21 protein-coding genes are annotated in these 26,518 nt (G+C 56.1%); 10 read left to right on the top strand and 11 right to left on the bottom strand.

Features of this window, described 5'->3' with window-relative positions:
* Positions 1–213 precede the first annotated feature (213 nt).
* From ssuE to ssuB, 5 genes are read left to right on the top strand one after another with little or no spacing between them, the layout of a single operon-like run.
* Positions 214–765, top strand: a complete 552-nt coding sequence (ssuE, locus tag BY447_RS17220; RefSeq protein ID WP_013357340.1) for an NADPH-dependent FMN reductase — start codon at positions 214–216, stop codon at positions 763–765.
* An 11-nt stretch (positions 766–776) separates the two neighbouring features.
* Positions 777–1,730 carry a sulfonate ABC transporter substrate-binding protein gene (locus BY447_RS17215; RefSeq protein WP_095707432.1) on the top strand — a complete coding sequence of 318 codons (954 nt, stop codon included), beginning with the start codon at positions 777–779 and terminating at the stop codon, positions 1,728–1,730.
* Positions 1,731–1,739: 9 nt separating this feature from the next.
* The gene (gene ssuD, locus BY447_RS17210; protein ID WP_013357338.1) at positions 1,740–2,888 is read left to right on the top strand and encodes an FMNH2-dependent alkanesulfonate monooxygenase; all 1,149 of its coding nucleotides are present in this window, start codon (positions 1,740–1,742) and stop codon (positions 2,886–2,888) included.
* Between the two features lie 10 nt (positions 2,889–2,898).
* Positions 2,899–3,690 carry an aliphatic sulfonate ABC transporter permease SsuC gene (gene ssuC, locus BY447_RS17205; RefSeq protein WP_013357337.1) on the top strand — a complete coding sequence of 264 codons (792 nt, stop codon included), beginning with the start codon at positions 2,899–2,901 and terminating at the stop codon, positions 3,688–3,690.
* Entirely contained in the window at positions 3,687–4,475 is a 789-nt protein-coding gene (gene ssuB, locus BY447_RS17200) for an aliphatic sulfonates ABC transporter ATP-binding protein (RefSeq protein ID WP_013357336.1), read from the top strand. Before ssuC ends, ssuB begins: the two co-directional genes overlap by 4 nt.
* A gap of 35 nt (positions 4,476–4,510) precedes the next feature.
* Here ssuB and pepN read toward each other — a convergent pair whose 3' ends face one another.
* Positions 4,511–7,126, bottom strand: coding sequence for an aminopeptidase N (pepN, locus tag BY447_RS17195; protein ID WP_110331641.1), 2,616 nt, complete (start codon positions 7,124–7,126; stop codon positions 4,511–4,513).
* 243 nt (positions 7,127–7,369) lie between these two features.
* Between pepN and pncB the strand changes: the two genes are divergently transcribed.
* The 4 genes from pncB to BY447_RS17175 all read left to right on the top strand — a co-directional run bounded on the left by pncB (position 7,370) and on the right by BY447_RS17175 (position 12,959).
* Positions 7,370–8,575 carry a nicotinate phosphoribosyltransferase gene (gene pncB, locus BY447_RS17190; RefSeq protein ID WP_110331640.1) on the top strand — a complete coding sequence of 402 codons (1,206 nt, stop codon included), beginning with the start codon at positions 7,370–7,372 and terminating at the stop codon, positions 8,573–8,575.
* 156 nt (positions 8,576–8,731) lie between these two features.
* Complete coding sequence (gene asnS, locus BY447_RS17185; protein ID WP_013357333.1) at positions 8,732–10,132, top strand: asparagine--tRNA ligase; 1,401 nt, start codon at positions 8,732–8,734, stop codon at positions 10,130–10,132.
* A 300-nt stretch (positions 10,133–10,432) separates the two neighbouring features.
* Positions 10,433–11,536 carry a porin OmpF gene (ompF, locus tag BY447_RS17180; RefSeq protein ID WP_110331639.1) on the top strand — a complete coding sequence of 368 codons (1,104 nt, stop codon included), beginning with the start codon at positions 10,433–10,435 and terminating at the stop codon, positions 11,534–11,536.
* Between the two features lie 232 nt (positions 11,537–11,768).
* Complete coding sequence (locus BY447_RS17175) at positions 11,769–12,959, top strand: amino acid aminotransferase (RefSeq protein ID WP_110331638.1); 1,191 nt, start codon at positions 11,769–11,771, stop codon at positions 12,957–12,959.
* A 66-nt stretch (positions 12,960–13,025) separates the two neighbouring features.
* Here BY447_RS17175 and BY447_RS17170 read toward each other — a convergent pair whose 3' ends face one another.
* The 7 genes from BY447_RS17170 to cmoM form a co-directional block, all read right to left on the bottom strand.
* The gene (locus tag BY447_RS17170; protein WP_110331637.1) at positions 13,026–13,655 is read right to left on the bottom strand and encodes an MBL fold metallo-hydrolase; all 630 of its coding nucleotides are present in this window, start codon (positions 13,653–13,655) and stop codon (positions 13,026–13,028) included.
* A 39-nt stretch (positions 13,656–13,694) separates the two neighbouring features.
* Complete coding sequence (locus BY447_RS17165) at positions 13,695–14,243, bottom strand: YcbK family protein (RefSeq protein WP_033782529.1); 549 nt, start codon at positions 14,241–14,243, stop codon at positions 13,695–13,697.
* A 185-nt stretch (positions 14,244–14,428) separates the two neighbouring features.
* Entirely contained in the window at positions 14,429–16,240 is a 1,812-nt protein-coding gene (gene ldtD, locus BY447_RS17160; protein ID WP_095707437.1) for a L,D-transpeptidase, read from the bottom strand.
* 147 nt (positions 16,241–16,387) lie between these two features.
* Entirely contained in the window at positions 16,388–20,875 is a 4,488-nt protein-coding gene (gene mukB / locus BY447_RS17155; protein ID WP_110331636.1) for a chromosome partition protein MukB, read from the bottom strand.
* Entirely contained in the window at positions 20,872–21,597 is a 726-nt protein-coding gene (mukE, locus tag BY447_RS17150; RefSeq protein ID WP_110331635.1) for a chromosome partition protein MukE, read from the bottom strand. Before mukE ends, mukB begins: the two co-directional genes overlap by 4 nt.
* Positions 21,578–22,900, bottom strand: coding sequence for a chromosome partition protein MukF (mukF, locus tag BY447_RS17145; RefSeq protein ID WP_110331634.1), 1,323 nt, complete (start codon positions 22,898–22,900; stop codon positions 21,578–21,580). The genes mukE and mukF overlap by 20 nt, the downstream gene beginning before the upstream one ends.
* On the bottom strand, positions 22,897–23,682 hold the full coding sequence (cmoM, locus tag BY447_RS17140) for a tRNA uridine 5-oxyacetic acid(34) methyltransferase CmoM (protein ID WP_013357324.1): 786 nt from the start codon (positions 23,680–23,682) through the stop codon (positions 22,897–22,899). Before cmoM ends, mukF begins: the two co-directional genes overlap by 4 nt.
* Before the next feature lie 125 nt (positions 23,683–23,807).
* Here cmoM and elyC point away from each other — a divergent pair, with 125 nt between their 5' ends.
* A complete protein-coding gene (gene elyC / locus BY447_RS17135; RefSeq protein ID WP_110331633.1) occupies positions 23,808–24,593 on the top strand; it encodes an envelope biogenesis factor ElyC in 786 nt (261 codons plus the stop codon).
* On the opposite strand, the gene BY447_RS17130 is transcribed toward elyC, so the two are convergent.
* The 3 genes from BY447_RS17130 to BY447_RS17120 all read right to left on the bottom strand — a co-directional run bounded on the left by BY447_RS17130 (position 24,573) and on the right by BY447_RS17120 (position 26,506).
* Complete coding sequence (locus BY447_RS17130) at positions 24,573–25,466, bottom strand: phosphotransferase (RefSeq protein WP_013357322.1); 894 nt, start codon at positions 25,464–25,466, stop codon at positions 24,573–24,575. The genes elyC and BY447_RS17130 overlap by 21 nt on opposite strands.
* A 111-nt stretch (positions 25,467–25,577) precedes the next feature.
* Positions 25,578–26,327 (bottom strand): 3-deoxy-manno-octulosonate cytidylyltransferase, encoded by a 750-nt coding sequence (kdsB, locus tag BY447_RS17125; protein ID WP_110331632.1) that lies wholly within the window; start codon positions 26,325–26,327, stop codon positions 25,578–25,580.
* Positions 26,324–26,506, bottom strand: coding sequence for a Trm112 family protein (locus tag BY447_RS17120; RefSeq protein ID WP_003849374.1), 183 nt, complete (start codon positions 26,504–26,506; stop codon positions 26,324–26,326). Before BY447_RS17120 ends, kdsB begins: the two co-directional genes overlap by 4 nt.
* Between the last annotated feature and the right edge of the window lie 12 nt (positions 26,507–26,518).

The following is a 26,518-nucleotide window of genomic DNA, read 5'->3' as shown; positions in this document are numbered from 1 at the left end:
TCACTGGTCTTAATGAATGGTTTCGCTGCTCGCCTTTATTTTAAGAATTATCGGAAGCGGTGTTTTCATTATCTGCCACCAGTACGTCTATTTGCAGTTTTTACCCTTGCTTTGCCGGATAAATCATTTAAGCCCACTCCCCTGCTCTGACAGTATGAAGGCATAAGTTCTCAACTTTTGATAATCAATAACTTTTAGTTATAAGGAGTGATGATGCGAGTTATTACGCTGGCAGGCAGCCCACGATTTCCCTCCCGCTCAACCTCATTACTGACGCTGTGTCAGCACAAGCTGGAGGCACGTGGCATTGAAGTCATCCCCTGGAATATTCACAACTTTCAGCCTGACGATCTGATTAATGCGCGCTTTGATGCGCCCGCGCTGCTGGCCCTGCGTGACGATCTGGCCTCGGCTGATGGCCTGATTGTGGCGACACCGATTTATAAAGCGTCCTTTTCGGGTGCGCTGAAGACTCTGCTCGACCTGCTGCCTGAGCGCGCACTGGAGCACAAAGTTGTGTTGCCACTCGCCAGCGGCGGCAGTGTCGGGCATATGCTGGCGCTGGACTATGCGCTGAAGCCGGTTCTCAACGCCTTAAAAGCACAGGAAATTCTGCATGGGGTCTACGCCGAAGACAGCCAGGTCACGCATTACGATCGTCAGCCTGTACTGGAAGATTCACTGGCAGAGCGTCTTGATGAAGCCGTCTCCGCGTTCTGGCTGGCGCTGACCCGTCATCACCATCCCGTTGCGCAGGCAGTATAAGGAAGCGATCGATGAAGCAGAGATTAGGAAAGTGGCTGGTGGCAGGACTGTTACTGGCTGGCCTTCAGGTTCAGGCCGCTGAATCGGATCCGGCTGAGATTCGCATCGGCTATCAGAAAGGTTCAGTCAGCATGGTGCTGGCGAAGTCACATCAGTTGCTGGAGAAGCGTTTTCCCCATACTCACATTAAGTGGATCGAGTTCCCGGCTGGCCCGCAAATGCTGGAAGCGCTGAACATCAACAGCATTGACCTCGGCAGTACCGGTGATCTTCCGCCGCTGTTTGCCCAGGCCGCAGGCGCCGATCTGCTCTATGTCGGTTCGGAGCCGCCAAAACCGAAATCAGAAGTGATTCTGGTGCCGAAAAACAGCGCTCTGAAACAGGTTGCCGATCTGAAAGGCAAAAAAGTCGCTTTCCAGAAAGGTTCCAGCTCACACAATTTACTGCTGCGCGCCTTACAGCAGGCGGGCCTTACATTTAAAGACATCACACCCGTCTATCTGACGCCAGCCGATGCGCGCGCCGCCTTCCAGCAGGGTGACGTGGATGCCTGGGCAATCTGGGATCCCTACTACTCTTCGGTACTGCTGCAGGGTAATTCGCGCCTGCTGATTGATGGCAGCTCACTGAACCTGACCGGATCCTTCTATCTGGCGACGCGCAGCTATGCCGAAGCCCACGGCGCGTTTATCCAGCAGGTGCTCGACACCTTCAGCAGTGCCGACGCGCTGACTATCAGCCAGCCTCAGCAGAGCACCACGCTTCTGGCGCAGGCAATGGGCCTGCCTGAACCGGTTATTGCCAGCTATCTCAGCCATCGTCCGCCCACCCGGATTTCGCCGGTCAGTGCTGAAACCGCAGCCGCACAGCAGCGTACCGCTGACCTGTTTTATGCCAATCATCTGTTGCCAGTCAAAGTGACGATCCAGGATCGCATCTGGCAACCGCATACCGTAACGCAGTAAGGAGCAATAATGAGCGTATCCATTTTCTGGTTCCTGCCGACGCATGGCGACGGCCACTATCTTGGCACCGCCGAAGGCGCGCGCCCGGTTGATCACGCCTATTTACAACAGGTGGCGCAAGCCGCTGACCGTCTCGGCTTTGGTGGTGTATTAATCCCAACCGGCCGCTCCTGTGAAGATGCCTGGCTGGTTGCCGCCTCGCTGATTCCGGTGACGCAGCGCCTGCGCTTCCTTGTGGCGCTGCGTCCTGGCGTGATTTCACCGACTCAGGCGGCGCGTCAGGCTGCTACCCTGGATCGCCTCTCAAACGGCCGCGCGCTATTCAATCTGGTGACCGGCGGCGATCCGGAAGAGCTGGCGGGCGATGGCGTGTTCCTGGATCACCGTGAGCGTTACGCAGAATCTGCCGAGTTCACCCGCGTCTGGCGTCGGGTACTGGAAGGTGAAACCGTCGACTACGAAGGTAAGCATGTGAAGGTTCGCGGCGCACGCCTGATGTTTAAGCCGGTGCAGCAGCCTCGCCCACCGCTCTGGTTTGGTGGCTCTTCTGAACCGGCTCAGGAACTGGCGGCCGAACAGGTCGATGTTTACCTCACCTGGGGCGAACCCCCTGCTCAGGTTCGGGAAAAGATTGAACAGGTGCGTGCAAAAGCAGCCGCACAGGGACGTACGGTGCGGTTTGGTATCCGTTTGCATGTGATTGTGCGCGAAACCAATGAAGAAGCGTGGCAGGCCGCTGACCGGCTGATTGCCAATGTGGATGACGCCACTATCGCGAAAGCACAGGCCGCTTTCCAGCGGGCCGATTCTGTGGGTCAGCGCCGGATGGCCGCGCTGCACGGTGGTCGCCGCGACAAACTCGAAATCAGCCCGAATCTGTGGGCAGGTGTGGGTCTGGTACGCAGTGGAGCCGGAACCGCGCTGGTCGGCGATGGTCCAACCGTTGCCGCACGCATCAAAGAGTATGAAGCGCTGGGCATCGAGACCTTTATTCTGTCGGGTTATCCGCATCTGGAAGAGGCTTATCGTGTTGGCGAACTGCTGTTCCCGCACCTTGATCTGCAGGTGCCACTGGTGCCTCAGCCGCGCGTGGTTCAGGCGCATGGTGAAGCGGTAGCCAACGATTTTACCCCTGAGAAAAAAGTCGCCCGGGGCTGAGGAGAGCATGATGGCCAGAACCCGAAAACGCCTTGCTGATACGCTGGTGCCGTGGCTATTGCCGACGCTGCTTGTTGTGGTGTGGCAGATTGCTTCGCAAACCGGCTGGTTATCGAATCGTATTCTGCCCGCGCCGGAGAAAATTGTGACCACCTTCTGGCAGCTGACTGCCAGCGGTGAACTCTGGCAGCATCTGGCGATAAGCAGCTGGCGGGCGCTGATCGGCTTCAGCATTGGCGGTTCTATCGGCCTGATACTTGGGCTGATCACCGGCACCTCAAAAACCGGTGAACGCCTGCTGGATACGTCGGTGCAGATGCTGCGCAATGTGCCACATCTGGCGCTGATCCCGCTGGTAATCCTCTGGTTCGGAATCGACGAGTCCGCCAAAATCTTTCTGGTGGCGCTGGGCACGCTGTTCCCGATCTATCTGAATACCTATCACGGCATCCGCAATATCGATCGCGGGCTGGTTGAGATGGCGCGCAGCTATGGCCTCTCCGGCTGGAGCCTGTTTATCCAGGTGATCCTGCCCGGCGCACTGCCAAATATTATGGTCGGCGTGCGTTTTGCGCTCGGTCTGATGTGGCTGACGCTGATTGTTGCTGAAACCATCTCCGCCAATGCGGGCATCGGCTATCTGGCAATGAACGCACGTGAATTCCTGCAGACCGATGTGGTGGTGGTCGCCATCATTCTCTATGCCCTGCTCGGCAAACTGGCGGATGTCGCCGCGTTGTTACTGGAACGCGTCTGGCTGCGCTGGCACCCCGCTTACCAACTGAAGGAGGAGAACGCATGAGCCAGACTCTCTCACCAGCCCGCCTTAACACCGGCACGCCGGTTGGCGTTAATGGCGTCAGCAAACAGTATGGCAGTCGTACCATTCTCAATAAGATCGACCTGCACATTCCTTCGGGTCAGTTTGTGGCGGTAGTGGGTCGCAGCGGCTGCGGCAAAAGCACCCTGTTGCGCCTGCTGGCCGGACTGGAACAAAGCTCCAGCGGTGAACTGCTGGCAGGCAATGCGCCGCTGCAGTCGGCGCGCGACGATACCCGCCTGATGTTTCAGGATGCGCGACTGCTGCCGTGGAAAAAAGTCATCGATAACGTCGGGCTGGGCCTGCGCGGACGCGAATGGCGCAGCGCGGCGATGGATGCCCTGACGGCGGTAGGACTGGCCGATCGTGCCAATGAGTGGCCGGCTGCACTTTCTGGTGGGCAGAAACAGCGTGTGGCGCTGGCCAGAGCGCTGATTCATCGGCCCGGCTTACTGCTGCTGGATGAACCATTGGGGGCGCTGGATGCCCTGACCCGCATTGAAATGCAGGGATTGATCGAGTCACTGTGGCAGCAACATCACTTTACCGTCCTGCTGGTCACGCATGATGTCAGTGAAGCGGTGGTGATGGCGGATCGCGTGTTGTTGATCGAAGAGGGTGAGATCGGTCTGGATCTACTGGTAGATTTGCCACGACCACGGCGTCGGGGATCGGCGCGGCTGGCCGAGCTGGAAGCGGAGGTGCTGGATCGGGTAATGCAGCGTACGGAACGACCGCAGCCGGTACGTTACGCGCAGCAGCGCTGAAAAAGGGAGCGTCTCAGACGCTCCCTTTTTTAGTATCAGGCGTTCAGTGCCCGGGTAATTTTTTCGTAGAGGTCGCCAGAGAGTTTATCCAGCTCCAGCAGCTGCTCCAGCGCCTGGCGCATCATCGCCTGACGGCCTTCGTCATATCGTTTCAGACGAATCAGCGGCTCCACCATTCGTGCCGCAACCTGCGGATTGCGCGTGTTCAGATCGATGAGCATCTCCACCAGGAACTTGTAGCCGCTGCCATCTTTAGCATGGAACGCGGCCGGGTTAGCCGAGGCAAAAGCCCCCACCAGCGAGCGAACGCGGTTTGGATTGCTCATAGTGAAGGAGCGATGATTCAGCAGCTGACGCACGTTGCGCATCACGTTGGCAGCCGGACTGGTTGCCTGCAGCACAAACCATTTGTCCATCACCAGACCATCCTGATGCCAGCGCTCATCGTAAGCCGCCAGCAGCGCATCGCGGCACGGTAACTGAGCCGCCACAGCAGCGGAAAGCGCCGCCAGCGCATCCGTCATGTTGGTTGCCTGGTGATACTGCGTCTGCACCAGTTTGTCCGCCAGCTGTGCATCACTGAAGGCAAGATAGGTCAGGCAGACATTTTTCAGGCTGCGCTGACCAATCGCGTCATGCTCCACACGGTATTCAGGCTGCTGATTGGCGTTGTAGATCGCAAAGAACTCATCGGCCAGTTCGCGTGCCAGTGTGCGTTGCAGGGCGTCACGCACCAGCGCAATCGCCTGCGGATCGATAGTGTCAAACAGCTCGGCAATCTCATTTTCTGACGGCAGCGTCAGGATCAGCGCGGTCAGGGCCGGGTCACAGTCAGTATCAAGCAGCACCGCGCGGAAAGCATCGGCAACATGCAGCGGCAGCGACAGATGCTGACCCTGCTGATAGCGGGCAACGTTCAGGCGAATGTAGGTCGCCAGCAGGCTCTGAGCCGCATCCCAGCGGGAGAAGTCGTTGCGTGCATGACGCATCAGGAAGGTGAGCTGAGCATCACTCCATTTGTAGTCGAGCTTCACCGGCGCAGAGAATTCACGCAGCAGCGACGGCACCGGCTGGAAGTAAACATTATCGAAAATAAAGGTCTGGAACTCTTCGGTGACATTCAGCACATGATGCACCGGATGGCCGTTATTCTGCAGCGGGATCACCTTGCCTTCACCGTCATACAGCTCAATATCCAGCGGGATATGCAGCGGCAGCTTCTCTTTCTGGTCGGCAGTCGCTGGGGTGTGCTGCGTGACATGCAGCGTGTACTGCTCAAGTTCCGGATTGTAATCGTCGCGCACCGTCAGTACCGGCGTACCGGACTGGCTGTACCAGCGGCGGAACTGCGACAAATCGACATTTGAGGCATCTTCCATCGCCTGAACAAAGTCATCACAGGTGGCGGCGCTGCCGTCGTGACGGTCAAAATAGAGCTTCATGCCCTTCTGGAAATTCTCTTCACCCAGCAGGGTGTGCATCATGCGGATGACTTCTGACCCTTTTTCATACACCGTCAGGGTGTAGAAATTGTTCATCTCGATAACCTGATCCGGACGGATCGGGTGCGCCATCGGGCTGGCATCTTCAGCGAACTGCGCGCCGCGCACGATACGCACGTTATCGATGCGGTTCACCGCACGTGAACCCAGATCGGAGCTGAACTCCTGATCGCGGAACACCGTCAGTCCCTCTTTAAGGCTGAGCTGGAACCAGTCGCGGCAGGTCACGCGGTTACCGGTCCAGTTGTGGAAATATTCGTGACCGATAACCGCCTCAATGCCGAGGTAATCTTTGTCGGTCGCCGTTTCCGCTTTCGCCAGCACATATTTGGCGTTGAAGACGTTAAGACCTTTGTTCTCCATCGCACCCATGTTGAAGAAGTCCACGGCTACGATCATAAAGATGTCGAGGTCATACTCCAGGCCGAAACGCTCTTCATCCCACTTCATGCTGTTTTTCAGCGAGGTCATCGCCCAGTCGGCGCGATCGAGATTGCCGCGGTCAACGAAGATCTCCAGCGCCACATCACGTCCTGAACGGGTGGTGAAGCTGTCGCGCAGCACGTCGAAATCGCCCGCCACCAGCGCAAACAGGTAGCAGGGTTTCGGGAAAGGATCTTCCCACTTCACCCAGCTGCGGCCCTGCTCATCCTGGCCGCTGTCAATGCGGTTTCCGTTGGAGAGCAGATACGGGTAACTTTCACCGTCGGCATAAATGGTGGTGGTAAAGCGCGCCAGTACATCCGGGCGATCAAGATACCAGGTAATATGACGGAAGCCTTCAGCCTCACATTGGGTGCAGAGCGCCTCGCCCGATTTGTACAGCCCTTCCAGCGCGGTGTTCTGATCCGGATGAATCACATTGATGATTTTCAGGGTGAAGCTGTCCGGCAGCTGGCTGATGACCAGTGCGCCCTCTTCTTCACGGAAGGCCGTCCAGGGTTGCCCGTCGACTTCCAGCGCAATCAGCGTTAACGCTTCGCCGTCGAGTCGCAGCTCAGCCTGACTGTCGCCCACGCGTTTAACCTGGCTGATGGCCGTTACACGGGTCGTCGACGCATCCAGTTCAAAAGTTAAATCGATATCGGTGATGGTGTAATCGGGCGCACGGTAGTCGTGGCGATACTTGATTTGGGGCTGTTGCGTCATATTGCGTCTCGCGTTGTTATAAGTTTACCGGCAAAGTCTAAGCTTGTTACTACAAGCTTGCCACGCACAATGCACCTGAAGGGTGAAATGGCTACACTTTGTTAACAATGGCACAGATTGGCCTCGACCCGCCCGACTGAAATATGCTGTGATTGGCTTCAGATAGTGAATTATACTTTTGCGTCTTTATGACTGTGTACAACACCGGGCACTGCGCCACCGAACAGGATGCTGAAACGCGCCATGACAGGACATGCTTCCCCGATACTGACCTCCCTGCTGGATACGGACGCCTATAAGCTCCATATGCAGCAGGCCGTTTTCCACCGCTATCATGACGTAACGGTGGCGGCGGAGTTTCGCTGCCGCGGCGACGAACTGCTGGGTCTCTACGCTGACGAAATTCGTGAAGCGATTACTGACATGCAATACCTGGCGCTGACTGATGATGAAGCGACCTGGTTATCCCGCCTTCCCTTTTTCCAGCAGGATTACCTCAGCTGGTTGCGCCAGTATCGCTATAACCCGGAGCAGGTTGAGGTGCGCAATCATCATGGCAAACTGGAGCTTCGTATCCAGGGGCCGTGGCGGGAGGTGATCCTGTGGGAGGTGCCGCTACTGGCGCTGATCAGTGAGATTGTGCATCGTCATCGCACGCCGCAGGTCACCACCCAGCAGGCGATCGACTATCTGCATCAGAAACTGGGCGACTTTAAGACGCAGGTGGCTGACCTCGATATGTCGCGCTTCCGCCTGATGGATTTCGGCACTCGTCGTCGCTATTCGCAGGATGTGCAGGAGTCGATTGTCTCTACGCTGAAACAGGATTTTCCGTGGCTGATTGGCACCAGTAACTATGATCTGGCACGCCGTCTGTCACTGACGCCGGTCGGCACGCAGGCGCATGAGTGGTTCCAGGCCTTCCAGCAGATCAGCCCGGTTCTCGCCAACAGTCAGCGTGCTGCGCTGCAGGCGTGGCTGGACGAGTATGACGATCAGCTGGGTATCGCGCTGACCGACTGCATCGCCATGGACGCGTTTCTGCGCGATTTCGGTCCGGTGTTTGCCCGCCGTTATCAGGGGCTGCGTCACGACTCCGGCGATCCGGTTGAATGGGGCGAGAAAGCACTGGCTCATTATCAGAAGCTGGGTATCGATCCGCAAAGTAAACACCTGGTCTTTTCTGACAACTTAAATCTCGATAAAGCACTGGCGCTTTATCGCCACTTTGGCCAGCGCACGAATGTGGTGTTCGGCATCGGTACGCGTCTCACCTGTGATATTCCGGGCGTGACGCCTCTTAACATCGTTATCAAGCTGGTGCAGTGCAACGGCAAGCCGGTAGCGAAACTTTCAGACAGCCCGGGCAAAACCATCTGCCAGGATAAAGCCTTTGTCAGAGCCCTGCGTAAAGCCTTTGATCTGCCGCTGGTGAAAAAAGCGAGTTAAACCTCTTCTTATCGGGGCGTTGATGCGCCCCGCCTCTGCTGTAATAAATCCGCTTTCCCCCTGAATTTTGCTTGTTTCCTGAAGACTCACAAGTAACATAGCAAAACCCCGGATGGGGCAACTTTTAACTCACTTCTTCTATATAGAGAGATATTTATGAGCGTAGTGCCTGTAGCGGACGTACTGCACGGTCGCGTCGCGGTTGACAGTGAAGTCACCGTACGTGGTTGGGTGCGTACCCGAAGAGATTCCAAAGCCGGTCTTTCCTTCATCGCTGTCTATGACGGCTCCTGCTTTAATCCCGTTCAGGCTGTCGTCAATAATTCTCTGAATAATTATCAGGATGAAGTGCTGCGTCTGACCACCGGCTGTTCCGTTATCGTTACCGGTAAAGTGGTGGCATCGCCAGGTCAGGGCCAGGCGTTTGAAATTCAGGCGACCAGCCTGGAAGTCGTCGGCTGGGTGGAAGATCCGGACAGCTACCCGATGGCCGCAAAACGCCACAGCATCGAGTATCTGCGCGAAGTCGCTCACCTGCGTCCGCGTACTAACCTGATTGGCGCGGTCGCCCGCGTTCGCCATACTCTGGCGCAGGCGCTGCATCGCTTCTTTCATGAAAATGGCTATTTCTGGGTTTCTACTCCGCTGATCACCGCCTCGGATACCGAAGGTGCTGGCGAGATGTTCCGTGTCTCAACGCTGGATATGGAAAACCTGCCGCGTAACGATCAGGGCAAAGTCGACTTCAGCGAAGATTTCTTTGGTAAAGAGGCCTTCCTGACCGTTTCCGGTCAGCTGAACGGCGAAACCTACGCCAGCGCCCTGTCGAAGATCTACACCTTCGGTCCGACGTTCCGCGCAGAGAACTCCAACACTAGCCGCCATCTGGCTGAATTCTGGATGCTGGAGCCGGAAATTGCGTTTGCGTCACTGGATGATGCGGCTGCACTGGCAGAAGCGATGCTGAAGTATGTGTTCAACGCAGTGCTGGAAGAGCGCGCCGATGACATGGCGTTCTTCGCTGAGCGCGTGGATAAAGACGCGGTTGAGCGCCTGCAGCGTTTCATCACCACCGATTTTGCCCAGGTTGACTATACCGATGCGGTTGAAATCCTGATGAACTGCGGTCAGACCTTTGAGAACCCGGTTTCCTGGGGTATCGATCTCTCTTCTGAACACGAGCGCTACCTGGCAGAGCAGCACTTCAAAGCGCCAGTAGTGGTGAAAAACTATCCGAAAGACATCAAAGCGTTCTATATGCGCCTGAACGAGGATGGCAAAACCGTGGCGGCGATGGACGTTCTGGCGCCAGGCATTGGTGAAATCATTGGCGGTTCACAGCGTGAAGAGCGTCTCGATGTGCTGGATGCACGTCTGGAAGAGATGGGTCTGAACAAAGAAGATTACTGGTGGTATCGCGACCTGCGTCGCTACGGTACCGTGCCACATTCTGGCTTCGGACTGGGCTTTGAACGTTTAATCGCCTATGTGACTGGTGTGCAGAATGTCAGGGACGTCATCCCCTTCCCACGCACGCCACGCAATGCAAGTTTCTAAAATTCAGCATTAAATATAAGAAATTCATATATATAAAGAGGTCGGCACTGCCGACCTTTTTTTATTTTTGTAAATTTTGAGTTCTCTCACAAAGTTCCGTATTTTTTACATTTTGTAATACATATTTTCTTTTAGAAACCAGATTACGAGTTTAGTAGCATTTAAGCGCTAGAATTACGGCGGGTTGGATGGAAAGATGCGTGCAGACACAGGAAGACACCAAACTTCGCTCAGGGTTCTGTAAAGATTTCCTGACGGCAGTGGCAGGTGTACAAATAACTCCAATGAGGGTAATGAATAATGATGAAGCGCAATATTCTTGCAGTGGTTATCCCTGCTCTGTTAGCCGCCGGTGCAGCAAACGCTGCAGAAATCTATAACAAAGACGGCAACAAACTGGACCTGTACGGTAAAGCTGTTGGCCTGCATTACTTCTCTGATAACGATGGCAACGACGGCGACAACACTTATGTTCGCTTTGGCTTCAAAGGCGAAACGCAGATCAACGATCAGCTGACCGGTTACGGCCAGTGGGAATACAACATTCAGGCGAACAACTCTGAAGGTTCTGACGCACAGGACGGTAACAGAACCCGTCTGGGCTTTGCTGGTCTGAAATTCGGCGATGCCGGCTCAATCGACTACGGCCGTAACTACGGTGTGGTTTACGATGCAATCGGCTGGACCGATATGCTGCCAGAGTTCGGTGGCGACTCAGGATACTCTGATAACTTCATGAACGGTCGTAGCACCGGCCTGCTGACTTACCGCAACACTAACTTCTTCGGCCTGGTAGATGGCTGGGACTTCGCGGTTCAGTATCAGGGTAAAAACGACCGTGACGAAATTCGTCGTTCTAACGGCGACGGCTGGGGTGTGTCTACCTCTTACGTTGCACCAATCGGTGTGGGTGTAGTGGGTGCATACAGCAGCAGCGACCGTACTGACTCACAAGCGGCCGGTGTCGCGAATAACGGTACTGTAGTTGGTCAGGGCAAACGCGCTGAAAACTGGGCAACTGCGCTGAAATATGATGCGAACAATGTGTACCTGGCTGCTATGTATGGTGAAACTCGCAACTCAACTCCATTCGCTCTGACGACTGCTCCTAACACAACCACCACAGCCTTCGCTAATAAAGCACAGAACATTGAGCTGGTTGCACAGTATCAGTTCGACTTCGGTTTGCGTCCATCCATTGCCTACGTTCAGTCTAAAGGCAAGGACATCGAAGGCGTGGGCGATGCTGACCTGGTTAAATACATTGACGTTGGCGCGACTTACTACTTCAACAAAAACATGTCTACCTATGTGGACTATCAGATCAACCAGCTGGATGACAACAACCGTCTGGGTCTGAACACGGATGACACTGTAGCATTAGGTCTGGTTTACCAGTTCTAATCTTGCTTCAGACATCTTTAAAAACGGGGCTACGGCCCCGTTTTTTATGCCTGTTATTTAGCCTATCCCCGTTTCTCCCCGCTCTTTTGCTCAGCGTTAACCTCAGCCTCTCTTCACATCGAAATCAACACCGCAAAATAGTCGATTTTGTCTCGCAAACGGTTGGCATTTGCCTGGCCGGACGCTAACCTGATAGCCCTCTTGCTAAAGTTCACGCTAATGGACCTGACACATGTTTGAATCGATCTCTGCTGCACCCGCCGATCCTATTCTCGGGCTGGCCGATCTGTTTCGTGCCGATGACCGCCCTGAAAAAATCAATCTGGGCATCGGCGTCTACAAAGACGAAACCGGCAAGACCCCGGTACTGACCAGTGTTAAAAAAGCTGAGCAATACCTGCTGGAAAACGAAACCACGAAAAACTATCTCAGCATTGATGGTCTGGCTGATTTTGCCCGCTGTACACAGGCCCTGCTGTTCGGCAATCAAAGCCCGCTGATCACCGCAGGCCGCGCACGTACAGCTCAGACACCGGGTGGCACAGGTGCGTTACGTGTAGCAGCAGATTTCCTCACCACGCAGACCTCGGTGAAACGGGTCTGGATCAGCAATCCAAGCTGGCCGAATCACAACAACGTGTTCAATGCTGCCGGTCTTGAAGTTTGTGAATATCATTACTATGACGCAGCAAACCATACGCTGGATTTCGAGGGTATGCTGGCGTCGCTGCAGCAGGTCCAGCCGGGCGACGTGGTGCTGTTCCATGGCTGCTGCCATAACCCGACGGGTATCGATCCAACGGCTGAGCAGTGGCAGCAGTTGGCGCAGCTGTCACAGACTAATGGCTGGCTGCCGTTATTCGACTTCGCTTACCAGGGCTTTGCCCGTGGTCTGGATGAAGATGCAGAAGGTCTGCGTATTTTTGCCGCCTCGCATCAGGAGCTGATCGTCGCCAGTTCTTACTCCAAGAACTTCGGTCTGTATAACGAACGTGTCGGAGCCATCACCCTGGTGGCGGCGGAAGCCAGCGTGGCCGATACGGCGTTCAGCCAGGTGAAGTACACCATTCGTGCCAACTACTCCAATCCACCGGCGCATGGTGCTGCCATTGTCGCTACCATTCTCGGTAACGACACGCTGCGTACCATCTGGGAGCAGGAGCTGTCGGATATGCGTCAGCGCATTCAGCGCATGCGTCAGCTGTTTGTGAACACCCTGGCTGAAAAAGGCGCGCAGCGTGACTTCAGCTTTATCATCAGGCAGAACGGTATGTTCTCGTTCAGTGGCTTAACCAAAGACCAGGTGATTCGCCTGCGTGAAGAGTTCGGTGTCTATGCCGTTAACTCAGGCCGCGTGAATGTGGCGGGCATGACGCCAGACAACATGTCGGCGCTGTGCGAAGCGATTGTCGCCGTGCTGTAACGCAGATGACCAAACAAAAATGGGCCTGACGGCCCATTTTTTATTGCAGTAAAAATTACGGATTGTTTACTGCAGGAAAGGATTACTGATGCGTTCATGCCCCAATGTTGAAATCGGGCCGTGACCGGGAAGAAAAGTCACATCATCGCCAAGCGGCAGTAATTTTGTGCGGATAGCATCAATGAGCTGCTGATGATCGCCCTGCGGGAAGTCAGTACGCCCAACACCACCATTAAAAATCACGTCGCCTGAAATCAGCGATCGTCCCGGACGGTCAAAGAACACGACATGGCCGGGTGAATGTCCCGGACAGTGCAGAACGTCCAGCGTGGTCAGCCCGACCTGCACGCTCTCCCCCTCTTCCAGCCAGCGATCGGGAGTAAACGGTGCGCACTCGTCAAGTCCGAACATCCGGCTCTGAGTCGGCAGCGCTTCCAGCCAGAAGGCATCGCGCTTTTGCGGTCCGACAATCTGAATCTGATAAAACGCCGCCAGTTCAACAGCGGCCCCGACATGATCTAGGTGTCCATGTGTCAGCAGAATCTGAGCAGGTTTAAGTTTTAGCTGTTCCAGCGTTTGTTTGATCAGTTCGGCATCGCCGCCTGGGTCGACCAGTGCGGCTTCGCGAGTCGTGTCGCACCAGATAACTGAGCAGTTCTGGGCAAAAGCGGTAACAGGAATAATGTGGTAATTCATAACGCTCCATGACCGGCTCACGCAGCGTTGCCGGTGTCATTACCAGTGCCTGATCGGACCGGTATCAATATGTACAAAGTTACTGCGGGGATAATATCCTACACCACCCGCACGCAGAGATAACGCCGCTTTGCGTACATTCGCCAGCGAAACCCCTTCAATATGAAAATCCATCGCCTGGCCTTTGGTGTGATAGCTGTGCTTTGCGACTCCCGGACCACTCTCACGTAACATATTGTTGGTTGCCAGTGAACGATAGCCGGAAACCAGCTGGATCGGTTTACGCATGCCCAGCAGCGCCTGCAGGCGAAAAATCTGGTCAAACAGATGTGGATCGATGCTTTTCACTTTGTTGGCGCGATAGTCACGGAAAAAATGATTTAATCGTGACAGCTCATCCTTGTCGTAACTCTTACCATTAAAAAACTCAGTTTTAAGGGTTTCACCGGTGTGAAGATTATTAAGCATCAATACACGCGGACGAGACGTAGAGAGGGAGGCCCTTGCAGACGCTGGCAATAATGCCAGTCCGGCAGCGGCGCTACTGCACAGCAGTAGTTTGCGACGAAAAGAATCGATAGTAGACATGTAACGGTTTACCTGAGAGTAGAGCCATAGAAATGTGCAAAAAGCGCACAGGCCGAACCATAACTTTCTCTCAGAAGGTCGTCAACCCATCCGCCCGGAGTTTGCGAAGCGATCCCCAAAGGGATCGCCATTTGATGATATGTTAATTTATTTCAGCTATGCCGCTAACGATTTAAAATCAATTACTAGAGCAGTAATTGCCCGGCCCGACTCAGGGCCTGACTGCCCGAACGGGCCGTGTCATCATAATTGTAAATATCTGTGCGGAACTGCGGTTTGCCATCATCAGCGACCCACGCCGTCAGATAATAGAGATTGACGGGAATGCGATGCCGAATCGGCACATAGCGGGTGTCACCCTCTTTCAGCGTGCTGGAAATTCGGGAGTCGTTCCAGCCCGCATCCTGCAGCAATAACCCTGCCAGTTCAGACGCTTTGTTCACCCGCACACAGCCTGAACTGAGCGCACGGATATCACGCTGGAACAGGTTATGGTTTGGCGTGTCATGCAGGTAGATTGCATCTGAACTCGGCATATTAAATTTATACCGGCCCAGCGCATTCGCCACGCCCGGAGCCTGAATCATCCGATAGGGAAACGACGCCGCAGAGACCATGCGCCAGTCAATCATGCTGGGATCAATCACTTCAGCATCTGCACTCCAGCCCGACAGCAGTGTATACCCATGCTTGTAAAGATAGGTTGGATCCTGCTTCACCTTCGGAATGATGTCTTTACGCACCAGCGTTGTCGGCACATTCCACGGCGGGTTGAGCACGACGTTATTAAGCGCACTGCGCATGAGGGGCGTTTTACGATCGGGACGACCGACGATGACACGCGATGAGAGAATCTTGTTGCCGTTGTTGTAATAGATCAGCGAGTAGTTGGCGATGTTCACCATGATACCGTTGTGCATATCATCCGGCAGCAGACGCAGGCGCTGAATATTCAGCGCCAGCAGCGAAGCGCGCATCTGCGGAGAGACGTTAAGCCACTGCCGCGTTCTGGTACCGATAGCCCCATCGCCATCCAGTCCCTGCCACTGCTGGAAACGCTTCACCGCCGCCACCAGCGTCTCGTCATAAATATTGGCGGTATTCCCTTCCAGCGTCGAAGTCTGGACGTTACCCGGTGATTGTGGTGATGGCGCAAGCAGATTGGTGACTGGCGCGGCGGAAGGACTCACCGCGACCGGCTGATCGCTGTGGCTCACCGGTACTGGCGCCACAGGCACCGCATCGTCATCCGGTGCGGGCGCGTTAACCTGTGCCGTTAACATGCCGCTGCGCTGCAGAATTTCACGCAGTGCAGGAACGTCATCACTGACCTGGCCGGGACGCAGGGTTTCACTGCTTTTTAGTTGCGGCCAGGGCTGCTTATCGCTGAGCAACGCTTTCAGCGCGGCGTGCATAGGCTGATACTGTGGATGCTGCGGCTGTAATGAGGCAATAAACGTGTCAGCCGAACCCGCATTCACTGCGTTTTGCCACTGATTCACCACCGCGACTGACGGCTGGGTCAGTCTGTAGGGAACGTTGCTGTAGAGCCAGGTTTCACCCTGCGTCGGCACATTTGAAACAAACTGCAGATAGCCCAGCATCGCATCAGAGAGCGCGACATCACGGGCAAAGCCGGTAATAGCCGGATTCGTCAGACGCTCAATCCAGCGCGTGAACTGCGGCTGAACGCCTGAAAGTGCCACCTCAGCCAGCTGCTGCTGAAATTTCTGCACCGCCTGAGCATCCTGCCAGAGCGGCTGCATATGGCGGGAGGCATAGAGCGTTGCCAGCGGTCCCAGATAGAATGGCTGGTCGGCACTGGAAAAAGCCTGACGGATGCGGTGCTGACTTTCGGAAACCGTGATAGCCGTCTGCGTTGTCCCTGGCATCGCGGCGATGACAGCGGCCTGTGGTAGCGTAAATGGAACAGCGGTTAGCGCCAGCGCTAACAATGATAAAACGCGATGATGATTTAATTTTTTTACCAGCAACATCCCTGCCCCCTTAATTTTCAACTTCGCAATGTTCCCTGTATCCACTGCGACCGCGCCGTGACTCATAATGTGAGTATACAAACAAAAACGGCATTTGCCTCATGGGACAAATGCCGTTATCAGATTAACCAATGGTTCAGTTTTTGACTACGTTTCCGCCTGCGATTTTTCAGCAGTCAGATCGGGTAGCGCATCCGCTTCGCTTCCCGCACGCACTGGTGAAGGATCGGCAGCAAAACCACGCAGCCCGACCACATGCACATGCTCGGTGTTATTAAACACCTTACGTACCAGTTTGTAGGTCGTGCCTTTTTCCGGGCTGATGTTCTCCGGTGCCGCAATCACCAGCTGCATCTCCAGTCGCTCACAGAGTTCAAACAGTGTGGCGATGGAGCGGGCATCCAGACGGGCCGCTTCATCAAGGAACAGCAGTCGGCATGGCGAAATATCTTTGCCGCGCAGACGACGGGACTCCTCTTCCCAGCTCTGCACCACCATTACCAGAATGGACATACCGGTACCGATCGCCTCCCCCGTTGAGAGCGCACCGCTTTCTGCACGCAGCCAGCCATCGGAGCCCCGGTTAACTTCCACTTCCATCTCCAGATAGTTGCGGTAGTCGAGCAGCTCCTCACCGATGGTCTGCGGCGTCCGCTGACCCATGTCGATATGCGGGTTAAGACGCTGGTAGAGTTTCGCCAGTGCCTCAGAGAAGGTCAGGCGGTTGCTGTTGAACAGATCCTGATGCTGCTCATGCTCTTCTGACAGCGTATCCAGCAGCATAGCGTGGGTTTCACGCACGTTCACGTTGAGCCGCACGCTCCGCACCTGACCAAAGCTGACGGTCTGCAGCCCCTGGTTGAGCTGGCGGATGCGGTTCTGTTCACGCTGGATCGTTTTACGGATAATATTCGCCGCACTGCGTGAACTGATCGCCAGCATCTGCTCACGCGCGGTCAGCTCTTCAGTCAGACGGTTCAGTTCGATTTCCATCTGTTCAATCGCTTCGACCGGATCGTCGGTACGAATAATATCCTGACGAATACGCTCGCGCAGATGCTGATAGACCGCAATAAAGAACTGAATCTTACGTTCAGGACGTTTTGGATCTTCCGACAGCCGCAGTACGTCGCGCAGATGTTCGTTGTCCGCCACCGCCAGACGCAATGCACCCAGCGCTTTATCCGACATCGAGCGCAGCTCATCACCGCTCAGGTAAGCCAGTTCGCGACGATGCAGGCGACGCTCAACGCCATTCTCTTTCACCAGACGCAGGACGGTACACCAGCCCGCTTTCGCGCTGACCACCTGCTCACGCACCTGATGATACTGACGCTCCAGCTGACGCAGGCGCTTCTGCAGGTTATCCATCTCCGCTTCACAGAAGGTGAGCTGTTTCTCCAGCTGATTGCGGCGGGCGCGGTTGTGGCTCAGTGCCGTGTAGAGCTCATCGCGGCGAACGCGCGCGCGTTCTTCTGCGCTACTGTCAGCAGTGACGCCAATGTCCTGCATCTCCTGCTGCAGCTCTTTGAGCATGTCGCGCTTGGCGTCGTAAGCACTTTTCAGTGAAGCCAGCACCTGTGAGTATTGCGTCAGCTGCGCCTGATGTTCACGCAGGCGATCGCGGCTGCGACTGCGTTCACCTTCAGCCTGCTCAAGACGCTGACGCAGCTTATCGCTGAGGTCATTGTTGCCGTTGAGCATGCTGGCCGAGTCGTCGTAGCTGAAGTGAGCGCGACGCTGCACCACTTCTGTCAGCGCAAAGGCCTGCTGACGTGCGTTGCGCTGCTGCTGCTGCGCCTGCTGATAATCCGCCTGTAACTGCTCGTGCTGTTCCGGATCGCTCTGCAATACCGCGATGATCGGTTCCAGTTTCGCCAGCTTCGCGCCATGCTGATGCAGGAAGCGCGCCGCGTCCTGTGCCGCATCGACCTGCTCACGGATCTCTTCGCAGCGATCGCCCAACGTATCGTCCAGCAGCAGGTTGACGCGTGGCAGCAGTCGGTTTAACTGCGACACGCCCTCTTTCGCCAGCTCATACTGCTGACGCTGCTGCTGATTATTGCTCTCATGCTGATTCAGTGCCCGCTCAAGCTCACCCCGGCGCGCGCCCAGCTGACGGATCTGCGCTTCCGGGTCGGCATCAAAGGCCACGGCCAGATGTGTGCCGATAAAGCGACTGAATGACTGATGCAGACGCTGCGTTTTCTGCACGTCGAACGACAATGTGGCGTAACGCTCAGCCAGTTTGTCGCGCTCAAGGTGCAGCAGCTCCAGCTGATTTTCGCGCGCTGCGCGGCCAAACAGCGGGATTTTCGGGAAGCGGGAGTAGCGCCACTGACGCTCTGCCACTTTCACCACGACGGCATTCTGCAGCTCATCAACGCTGAAGACACTGTCATCGAATGACTGCGGGTCACCCTCGATCAGGTAGAGATCTTCCGGGCACTCCTCCAGACCATCCAGCATCTCACGCACGCGGGAGAGATCCGGCACCACGATTGCATGACGTGACGGACCATAGAGCGCCGAGAAGTACGGCGCATCATCGAGGGTCACATCATCATAAATCTCAGACAGTAATACGCCGCCAAAGCGTTCGGCCAGCTGAGTCAGGCGCGCATCTTCCGCCCCGCCCGGCTGACTGAGCCGCTCAATCTGCTGCTCGATATCACGTTTGCGTGCCGCCACTTCGTCGCGCTCGACGGTGGTTTCACGCTCGCGCTCAAGCAGTTGCTGCATAAATTCGATGACGTCCTGGCTGCTGTTCAGCGCCTGGCCGGTCTGTTCACTGAGCTGCGTCAGGATCTCCTGCGCCGCCAGCCAGTGTGGCGCTCTGGCGGTGAGGCTGGTGATGCGTTCGCGCAGCTGTTCCAGCTCCTGACGCATCATCATGCGCTGCTCACCGGCGTCCGAGACGCTGCTGTTCAGCTGTTCGATCTGCGCTTCAAGCTCCTGCTGCAGGCCCGCCAGCGCATCGGCTTCGTACTGCTGCCCCTGACGCTTGCAGAACTCGGCCAGCAGACGCTCCGCCTCATGCTGCTCGCGCAGACGCTGTTCCAGCTCATTGAGACGCAGACGCAGCGACGAGAGCTGGTCGGCGTGATGACGCTGATTGCTGGCATCACGCAGCAGTTCGCGGCCGGTCTGCCACGCATCCTGACGGGTCACGTCACCAGCAATGCTGGTCACCAGCGCCAGCGCCTGTTCAAACTGACTGTGCGCGGCTTCGGCCACGCTCAGCTTCTGCTCCAGGCGCAGCAGGCGTTCTGTCGCCTCCTCCTCTTTCGCCTGGAAACTCTCCTGCCATTCTGCAGCGTTATCGATGGTCAGATCGGGCAGCTGGCAGAGCGCACGGGCGCGTTCCAGCGCCTGCAGGGCCTGCTGATACTGGATGGCGCGCGTTTGCTGCACGTCGAGTGCCTGCTGGAAATCGGCGAGCTGACTTTTCAGCTCATCCACTTCCAGTTCAGCCGCTTCGGCACGCGCTTCATTCTCTTCCTGAATTTCGCGCGCTTCGGCAACCACTTCGGTCTGCTCTTCCAGACGCAGCGTCAGATCTTCGATATCCGCATCGTAGCGCTCAATCTTCTCCTGCTGCCGCATCGCCGTCTGCACCAGATTCAGGTGATCGCTGGCAGCCTGATAATCGACTTCGAGATCGTTCTCTGCGCCACTGTGCTCTGACAGCTCGCGCGCCATCTCAACATGACGATACTGCTCGGTAGCAAGTTGCTTACGGCTGCTGAACAGCTCATTGCGCAGCTGTAATGCGCTGTCGAGATGTCCACGGCGCTCGTTGGCGTGACGCATGTAGTCAGCCGACACGTAGCTGGTCGCCTCTGAGATCAGGTGCTTAAAGAGATCGCGATCAGACTGGGTAACGCGGATCGCCTCCAGCGTCATGCGATTCTCGCGCAGCGCAGCTTCCATATCCTGGAACGCTTTACGCACGCCGCTGTTTTCAGGCAGCAGGTAATCACGCAGCGATCGGGTGATGGCACTGGAGATACCGCCATAGAGCGAGGCTTCAATCAGACGATAGAACTTGCTGCGATCGCTGGCAGAGCGCAGACGACGCGGCACCACGCCCAGATCAAACAGCATGGCGTGATAATCCGTCACCGAGTTGTAAGCGCGGAACTGCACGCCTTCCTGTGCCTCAACCCGCTCTTTTACCTCGTTCAGCGGTAAGACGCGTGCCTGACGGCTGTTAAGCACCTCCGTCAGCATATCGGTCGGGTTGGTATCGGTGGGCAGACCGTGGATACTGAACGGCTTGATATCGACCTTTTTATCGCGTCCGGCGACCTGCTGCAGACGTACACCGACTACCACACGCTGATGGCGTGAGTTCACCACATCCAGCATGGCGTAGCAGACACCTGCCCGCAGTTTACCGTGCAGACCTTTGTCACGGGATCCCGACGTGGCGCCCGCTTCGGTGGTGTTACGGAAGTGGAGCAGCGTTAAATCGGGGATCAGTGCGGTGACAAAGGCCGCCATGGTGGTGGACTTACCCGCGCCGTTACCGCCTGACAGCGTGGTCACTAATTCATCAAGATCAAAGGTACGGGCAAAAAAGCCGTTCCAGTTGATCAGCGTAAGCGAACGAAACTTTCCGCGCTCAATCATGCCTGTTCTTCCTCTGCGTTCTCACTCGCGTCGCCTTCCTGCCCTTCACTTTCATCGGTGTCGATCGGTGCAGTCGCATTTTCCAGTAGCATAGCCTCGCCATCACGAATCAGGCGAAGCTGCGCTTCACGGGCATCATCACCGCCGCGCACGTCGGCACCAAAGCGAAACACCGATTCCGTGATACGGAATTTGCTGCTGTCGTTGCCGAAAAACCACACCATGCCAAGACGGCGCAGGCGGCTCAGAGAAGCGCGTACCTTCTCCTGCAGTTTGGTGCGATCCAGATCTGAACCGGTTGAACGCTGGTTAACCAGCTTCAGCAGACGGTTCTCGTCGGCCAGCGAGAGCAGTTCGTCATAGAGCTCCTGCTGGGTGAAGATCCCCTCATTCGCCAGGCGTTCCGGGCTGAGATAGAGGTAGCAGAGAATCTTCCCGACCATCATGTCCAGCTCAGAGAGTACGGAACGCGGAATCAGCGTGGTCGAACGCGGACGCAGATAGAAAAAACCTTCCGGCGCACGAATTAACTCAACGTTATAGCGGGTGTAAAACTCTTCGAGAAATGACTGGTATTCCATCAGAAAAGCGTGGTTATCCAGCTCTTCAATTCCGATATGGCGTCCGGCGCGTAACTGGCTGTCCAGCGCGGGAAAAATCGGGTTGGCCAGTGCCTGTGCCAGCTTAACCGGCATCACTTGTTCAATATTTGTCGATGACATGTGCCTGCACCTTGGCTCCGTAATCATTGATGGCTTGCCATTCCACAGGCAAACCGGCTAAATCAGCTTCCGCTACGCCAAGGCGTACCGCCTGGTCCACCACAATGCGCGCCAGGTCGAAATGGCGAGCGCGTGGATACTGGGCCAGGTAGTCACGCATCACTGACGCGAGGTTGAGCGGTTTTTGTTGCGATTTATAGACCTGCAGCGCTTCTTCAATCATCGCTGCCAGCTGTTCGCGAATTTCGTTAATCTCTTCGTATTCCATCTCTGGCGGCAGTTCGCCCATCACTTCGTCATTCCGCAGCGTCAGCGCCTCATCGCGCATGTCATACAGGCGGTCGGCATTGGCGTAGGTCAGCGCCCAGGGCGCGTCGAAGTAATTCTGTACCGATACCCGCAGACGCTGGGCAAAGACGCGGTTTTTATCCATGTCGATGGCGGTACGAATAAATTTATGGACGTGGCGGTCATAGCCGATCCACAGGTCAATCGCCTGCTGGCCCCAGCTGGTAATACGGTCGAGCTTGCTTTGCAGGTCAAACACCAGCTTATCGACGAAGCCCAGGTCCGGGCTGTCCAGCGTGGCATCCTGAATACGCAGCAGGTTTTCCTGAAGTTTGTCGCCTGCAGCTTCCAGCGTATCCTGCAGTTCACGCAGCGTCCCGGAGGTTTCAGAGAGCAGCATTTCACAGCTGGAGATCGCCGCGCGCCAGTCTTTATTCAGCAGTTCAGCGATATCGTTTTTCACCGCCTGCTGCTGTTCATCCATCAGACGCTGGGTCATATCGATGCTGTCGAAGATCTCCGCCACCGAATATTTCAGCGGCGCGAAAACATTGCGATGCCAGTGAAACTCATCGCCGTTTTCCTGCGCGGCATCGGCTGCCCGCTTGAGCTCGCTGGCCACAATCGACAGCTGCATCGACAGACGCAGCGTTGAAAACTCACGCTGACGGATGTAGTAGTCGGTGATGCCGATCGCCAGTGGCGTCAGGCGATAGATAGCATTGCCTTCGGTGAGTTCACTGGTAAAGCGGTTGAGCAGGCGCTGACGCACCATGTCGTTGATGGCGTTGTTGGCACGAACCAACACGGTTTCATTGGTTTGTTCAAAAGCTTTACTGACATGGCGGAAAGCGTCAATCAGATCGCCTTCGCTCATTTCGCCATCCATCCGCTCACCGTTGAGGGTGGCGATAGCCAGCAAAAAGGCCAGACGTTCCACTGGCAGCGCAAGGGAAAAGTCATTTTTGCGCGCCCAGGATACCAGTTCAGGTACCGTCTGGGAAAATTCACTCATAATTCGTCCTTCTGCCCCGGTTTACGCGCGGTCACATGGATGTAGCGCCCTAAGCTTAAAAAGGGTTCCTGACGGCAATAACGCCGCTCCATCTCAATAATTTCGTCGTCGCTTTTTGGCTCGCCCTTAGGCGGTTTCATGTAGTCACTGAATACCCGGATCCCGGCACGCTGCTCAATCACAAAGCCACACGCCTCCAGCCAGCGATAGACCTGCTCGGGGTCGCGCGGATAGTCAGGCGACAGGGTTCGCTTTTTGCGTTTAGTCAGGTTGGTGCGCAGATAGCCGAAGTTACCCAGCGTTAAGGTGCGCAATGTCAGGCCGTGCAGATTGTAAAACATCAGCGACATGACGCCCCCCGGACGCAGCAGATCGAACAGCGCTTTGAGCACCTTCTCCGGTTCAGCGACCCACTCAAGCACAGCGTGGAACAATACCAGATCCACCGGCTTATCCAAATGTTCGCCCACCTGCTGGGCGCTAATTTGTCTGAATTGCATGTTGTGGCTCACACCTTGCGCCGCCGCATTTTCGGCGGCCCGACGCAGCATCTCAGCAGAGAGGTCGCACAGCAGAACCTGATGGCCCTGGGCAGCAAGTCCGCTGGAGACCTGGCCGACACCGCCGCCGGCATCCAGTACTGACAGCGGATGGGGCGACAGCCCGGGTACTATCTTCTCCAGCTCATCCCGGAGGATGGCCTGGCGTATCTTCCCTTTGGTGGTGCCGTAAATATTTTGCGAAAATTTATCCGCGAGATCGTCAAAGTTACGATCCTGCATGGCATGCGCTCCGGTATGCTGCGGTGAGACTTGTGCTATTTTGTCACAGGCACCAGAAGAATGAACCTTTCATCCCCATCTTCCCTTCCGGGTGCTCTATTTTCGGACAACAGGACGCGTTTTCGATGTTATTTACCCTGAAAAAAGTGATTGGCGGGCTGCTTTTACCCTTGCCGTTTCTGCTTTTGCTGATGGCGCTGGGCATTTTACTGCTTTGGTTTACTGACTGGCAAAAAAGCGGCAAAACCGTGATCTCCGTCAGCTGGCTGTTACTGCTGCTGCTGAGCCTGCAACCGCTGGCCGATCGGCTGCTTTTGCCGCTGGATAACCGTTATCCGACCTGGAACGGCGCAGAGAAGGTGGACTACATTGTGGTGCTGGGCGGAGGCTATACCTTCAATCCGGCCTGGGCACCCAGCTCGAACCTGCTGAATAACAGTCTGCCACGCGTGGCAGAAGGTATTCGTCAATGGCAACGCAATCCACAGTCGACCCTGATTTTTACCGGCGCTGCCGGTGGCACCAATCCGAAGAGCAGCGCCTGGGTAGCCGCTCAGGTGGCAGAAAGTCTGGGCGTGCCGCGCGAACATATTCAGATTCTGGACCAGCCTCGTGATACTGCGGATGAAGCGCAGGCGGTCAAAACGGTAGTCGGCGATCGCCCGATGCTGCTGGTCACCTCAGCGAATCATATGCCGCGGGCGATACGCTTTTTCCACGCGGTCGGTCTGAAGCCGATTGCTGCGCCTGCTAATCAGCTGGCGATTACCTCGCCGCTGAATGGCTGGGAACGGGCGATACCGTCATCAATCTGGCTGAGTCACAGCGAACGGGCAGTGTATGAGACGCTGGGCACGTTACTGCAGCGGCTTAAAGGTGAGGAACCTGGCTCACCCGAGCCAGGGGAGTAGTTGCGTGCAGGCATGGTCAAAACGCGGACGATTAAACGTGCCGGTCTGCACAAGATGCTCGATGCAGTCCCACAGTTGATAAACCCATCGGCGCCAGACAAACCCCTCAGAGACGGGTGCCCGTTGCAGGTAGTCGTGCAGCAGCGCTGTCTCGGCGGGTGAGGTATCCAGATGGATCAGGTCATATTCACGGGGCGCCCAGAGAATCGTGCCCGGCTGTGTCATCGCGACTAACTGGTCGCTACGGCTGTTTTTCAGCATGCTCTGCAGCCGCACGTTGCCGTGAACCATCACACAGGGATCATCGAAGTCGCGAAAAAGATGTGCCAGACGCGACCGGCAGCGGAACAGAATCTGACGATCTTCCAGCGTGAAGGCAGGTGGGCGCAGATAGCTCAGGGTCGACCACAATACTTCAACCCGTTGTGCATACCAGGCCGGCCAGTGATTCTGCTGGGTGCTGTCTACCGTTCCGACCAGGCCGTGGCTGTCGAGCCGGTGCCAGGCCAGCAGCCCCTCGACTGCCTGCTCGCAAAACTGTTGCCAGCGCTGAGCATCCCGCGCAGGCGCCTCCGCCGTCACGCCATTCAGTCGCGCCATCAGAAGCATTTCATGCACCGGAGGCTGCTGGCTCAGCACCAGACCATAGACCGCTGGCACAGGGATGAATCCGGCCTGCCCCAGTAATGCCAGCTTTCTGGCTTCCAGCGCTGCCCGCCCCTGATGACGAAAATATTTTGCCACCATCGGCATGGGGTGCCCCTGCCGATCGTACAGGGCATAGAGTCGGGTGGGCGGATGTTCACTGATTAATTCGAGGCGGCTGATGGTTTCACCCAGCGCCAGCGTGAGTTCCGATTTAAGCTGTTCCATGCGGCATCCTCCTCAGATGAGTATCACAATATCCTGAAGGAAGTACTGGAGATAAGTTTAGCGGCGGATCAATAACGTTGCGCTGAAACGGGGAGACTGGCTCCCCGTGTATCAGGCCTGCATGGCAGCGCGGACGCGTTGCAAATCGTCTGGCGTATCCACACCCACGCTGGGAATGGTTTTTGCTACGGCGACATGAATTTTTTCGCCGTACCATAAGACACGCAGTTGCTCGAGCAGCTCAATCTGTTCAAGAGGACAAGGCGCCCAGGCAACATAGCGGCGAATAAAACCGGCGCGATAGGCATAGATGCCAATATGTCGCAGAAGCGTATCGCCAATCTGTTCGCGTGAGGCAGCATAGCGTTCACGATCCCAGGGAATGGTGGCCCGTGAGAAATAGAGCGCATAGCCATTCGTATCCATGACCACCTTCACCGCGTTCGGATTGAAGGCTTCTTCCACATCGGTGATTGGCACCGCCAGCGTTGCCATCCCGGCCGCTGAGCCCGCCAGATTGGTCGCCACCTGACGCACAATCTCTGCCGGGATCATCGGCTCATCACCCTGCACGTTGACGATGATTTCGTCATCAGCAAACTGATATTTTTCGATCACTTCCGCCAGCCGCTCCGTGCCGGACTGGTGATCGGCGCGCGTCATGCAGACTTCACCGCCTGCTGCTTCCACTGCGCTGGCTACGTCAGGATGATCGGTGGCAACAATGACCCGGCTGGCACCCGATTCACGGGCGCGTTCCATCACATGCACGACCATCGGTTTACCGTGAATATCGAGCAGCGGCTTGCCGGGTAAGCGGGTTGACGCATAGCGCGCAGGAATGATGGCAGTGAAACTCATGGATGAATCTCTTCCACTGACAGCGTGCGGGCTTCGGTTTCCAGCAGCACCGGAATACCGTCACGAACCGGGAAAGCCAGGCCATCAGGCTTGCAGATCAGCTCCTGCTGCGCATTGTTGAAGTAAAGTTTGCCATTGCACACCGGGCAGGCAACGATTTCGAGTAAACGATGATCCATATGTCCTCCATC

Source organism: Pantoea sp. JKS000250 (genome assembly GCF_003201065.1).
Lineage (GTDB): Bacteria > Pseudomonadota > Gammaproteobacteria > Enterobacterales > Enterobacteriaceae > Pantoea > Pantoea vagans.
The sequence above is the reverse complement of the archived record's forward strand: the minus strand, read 5'-3'. Positions and strand labels throughout refer to the sequence as shown.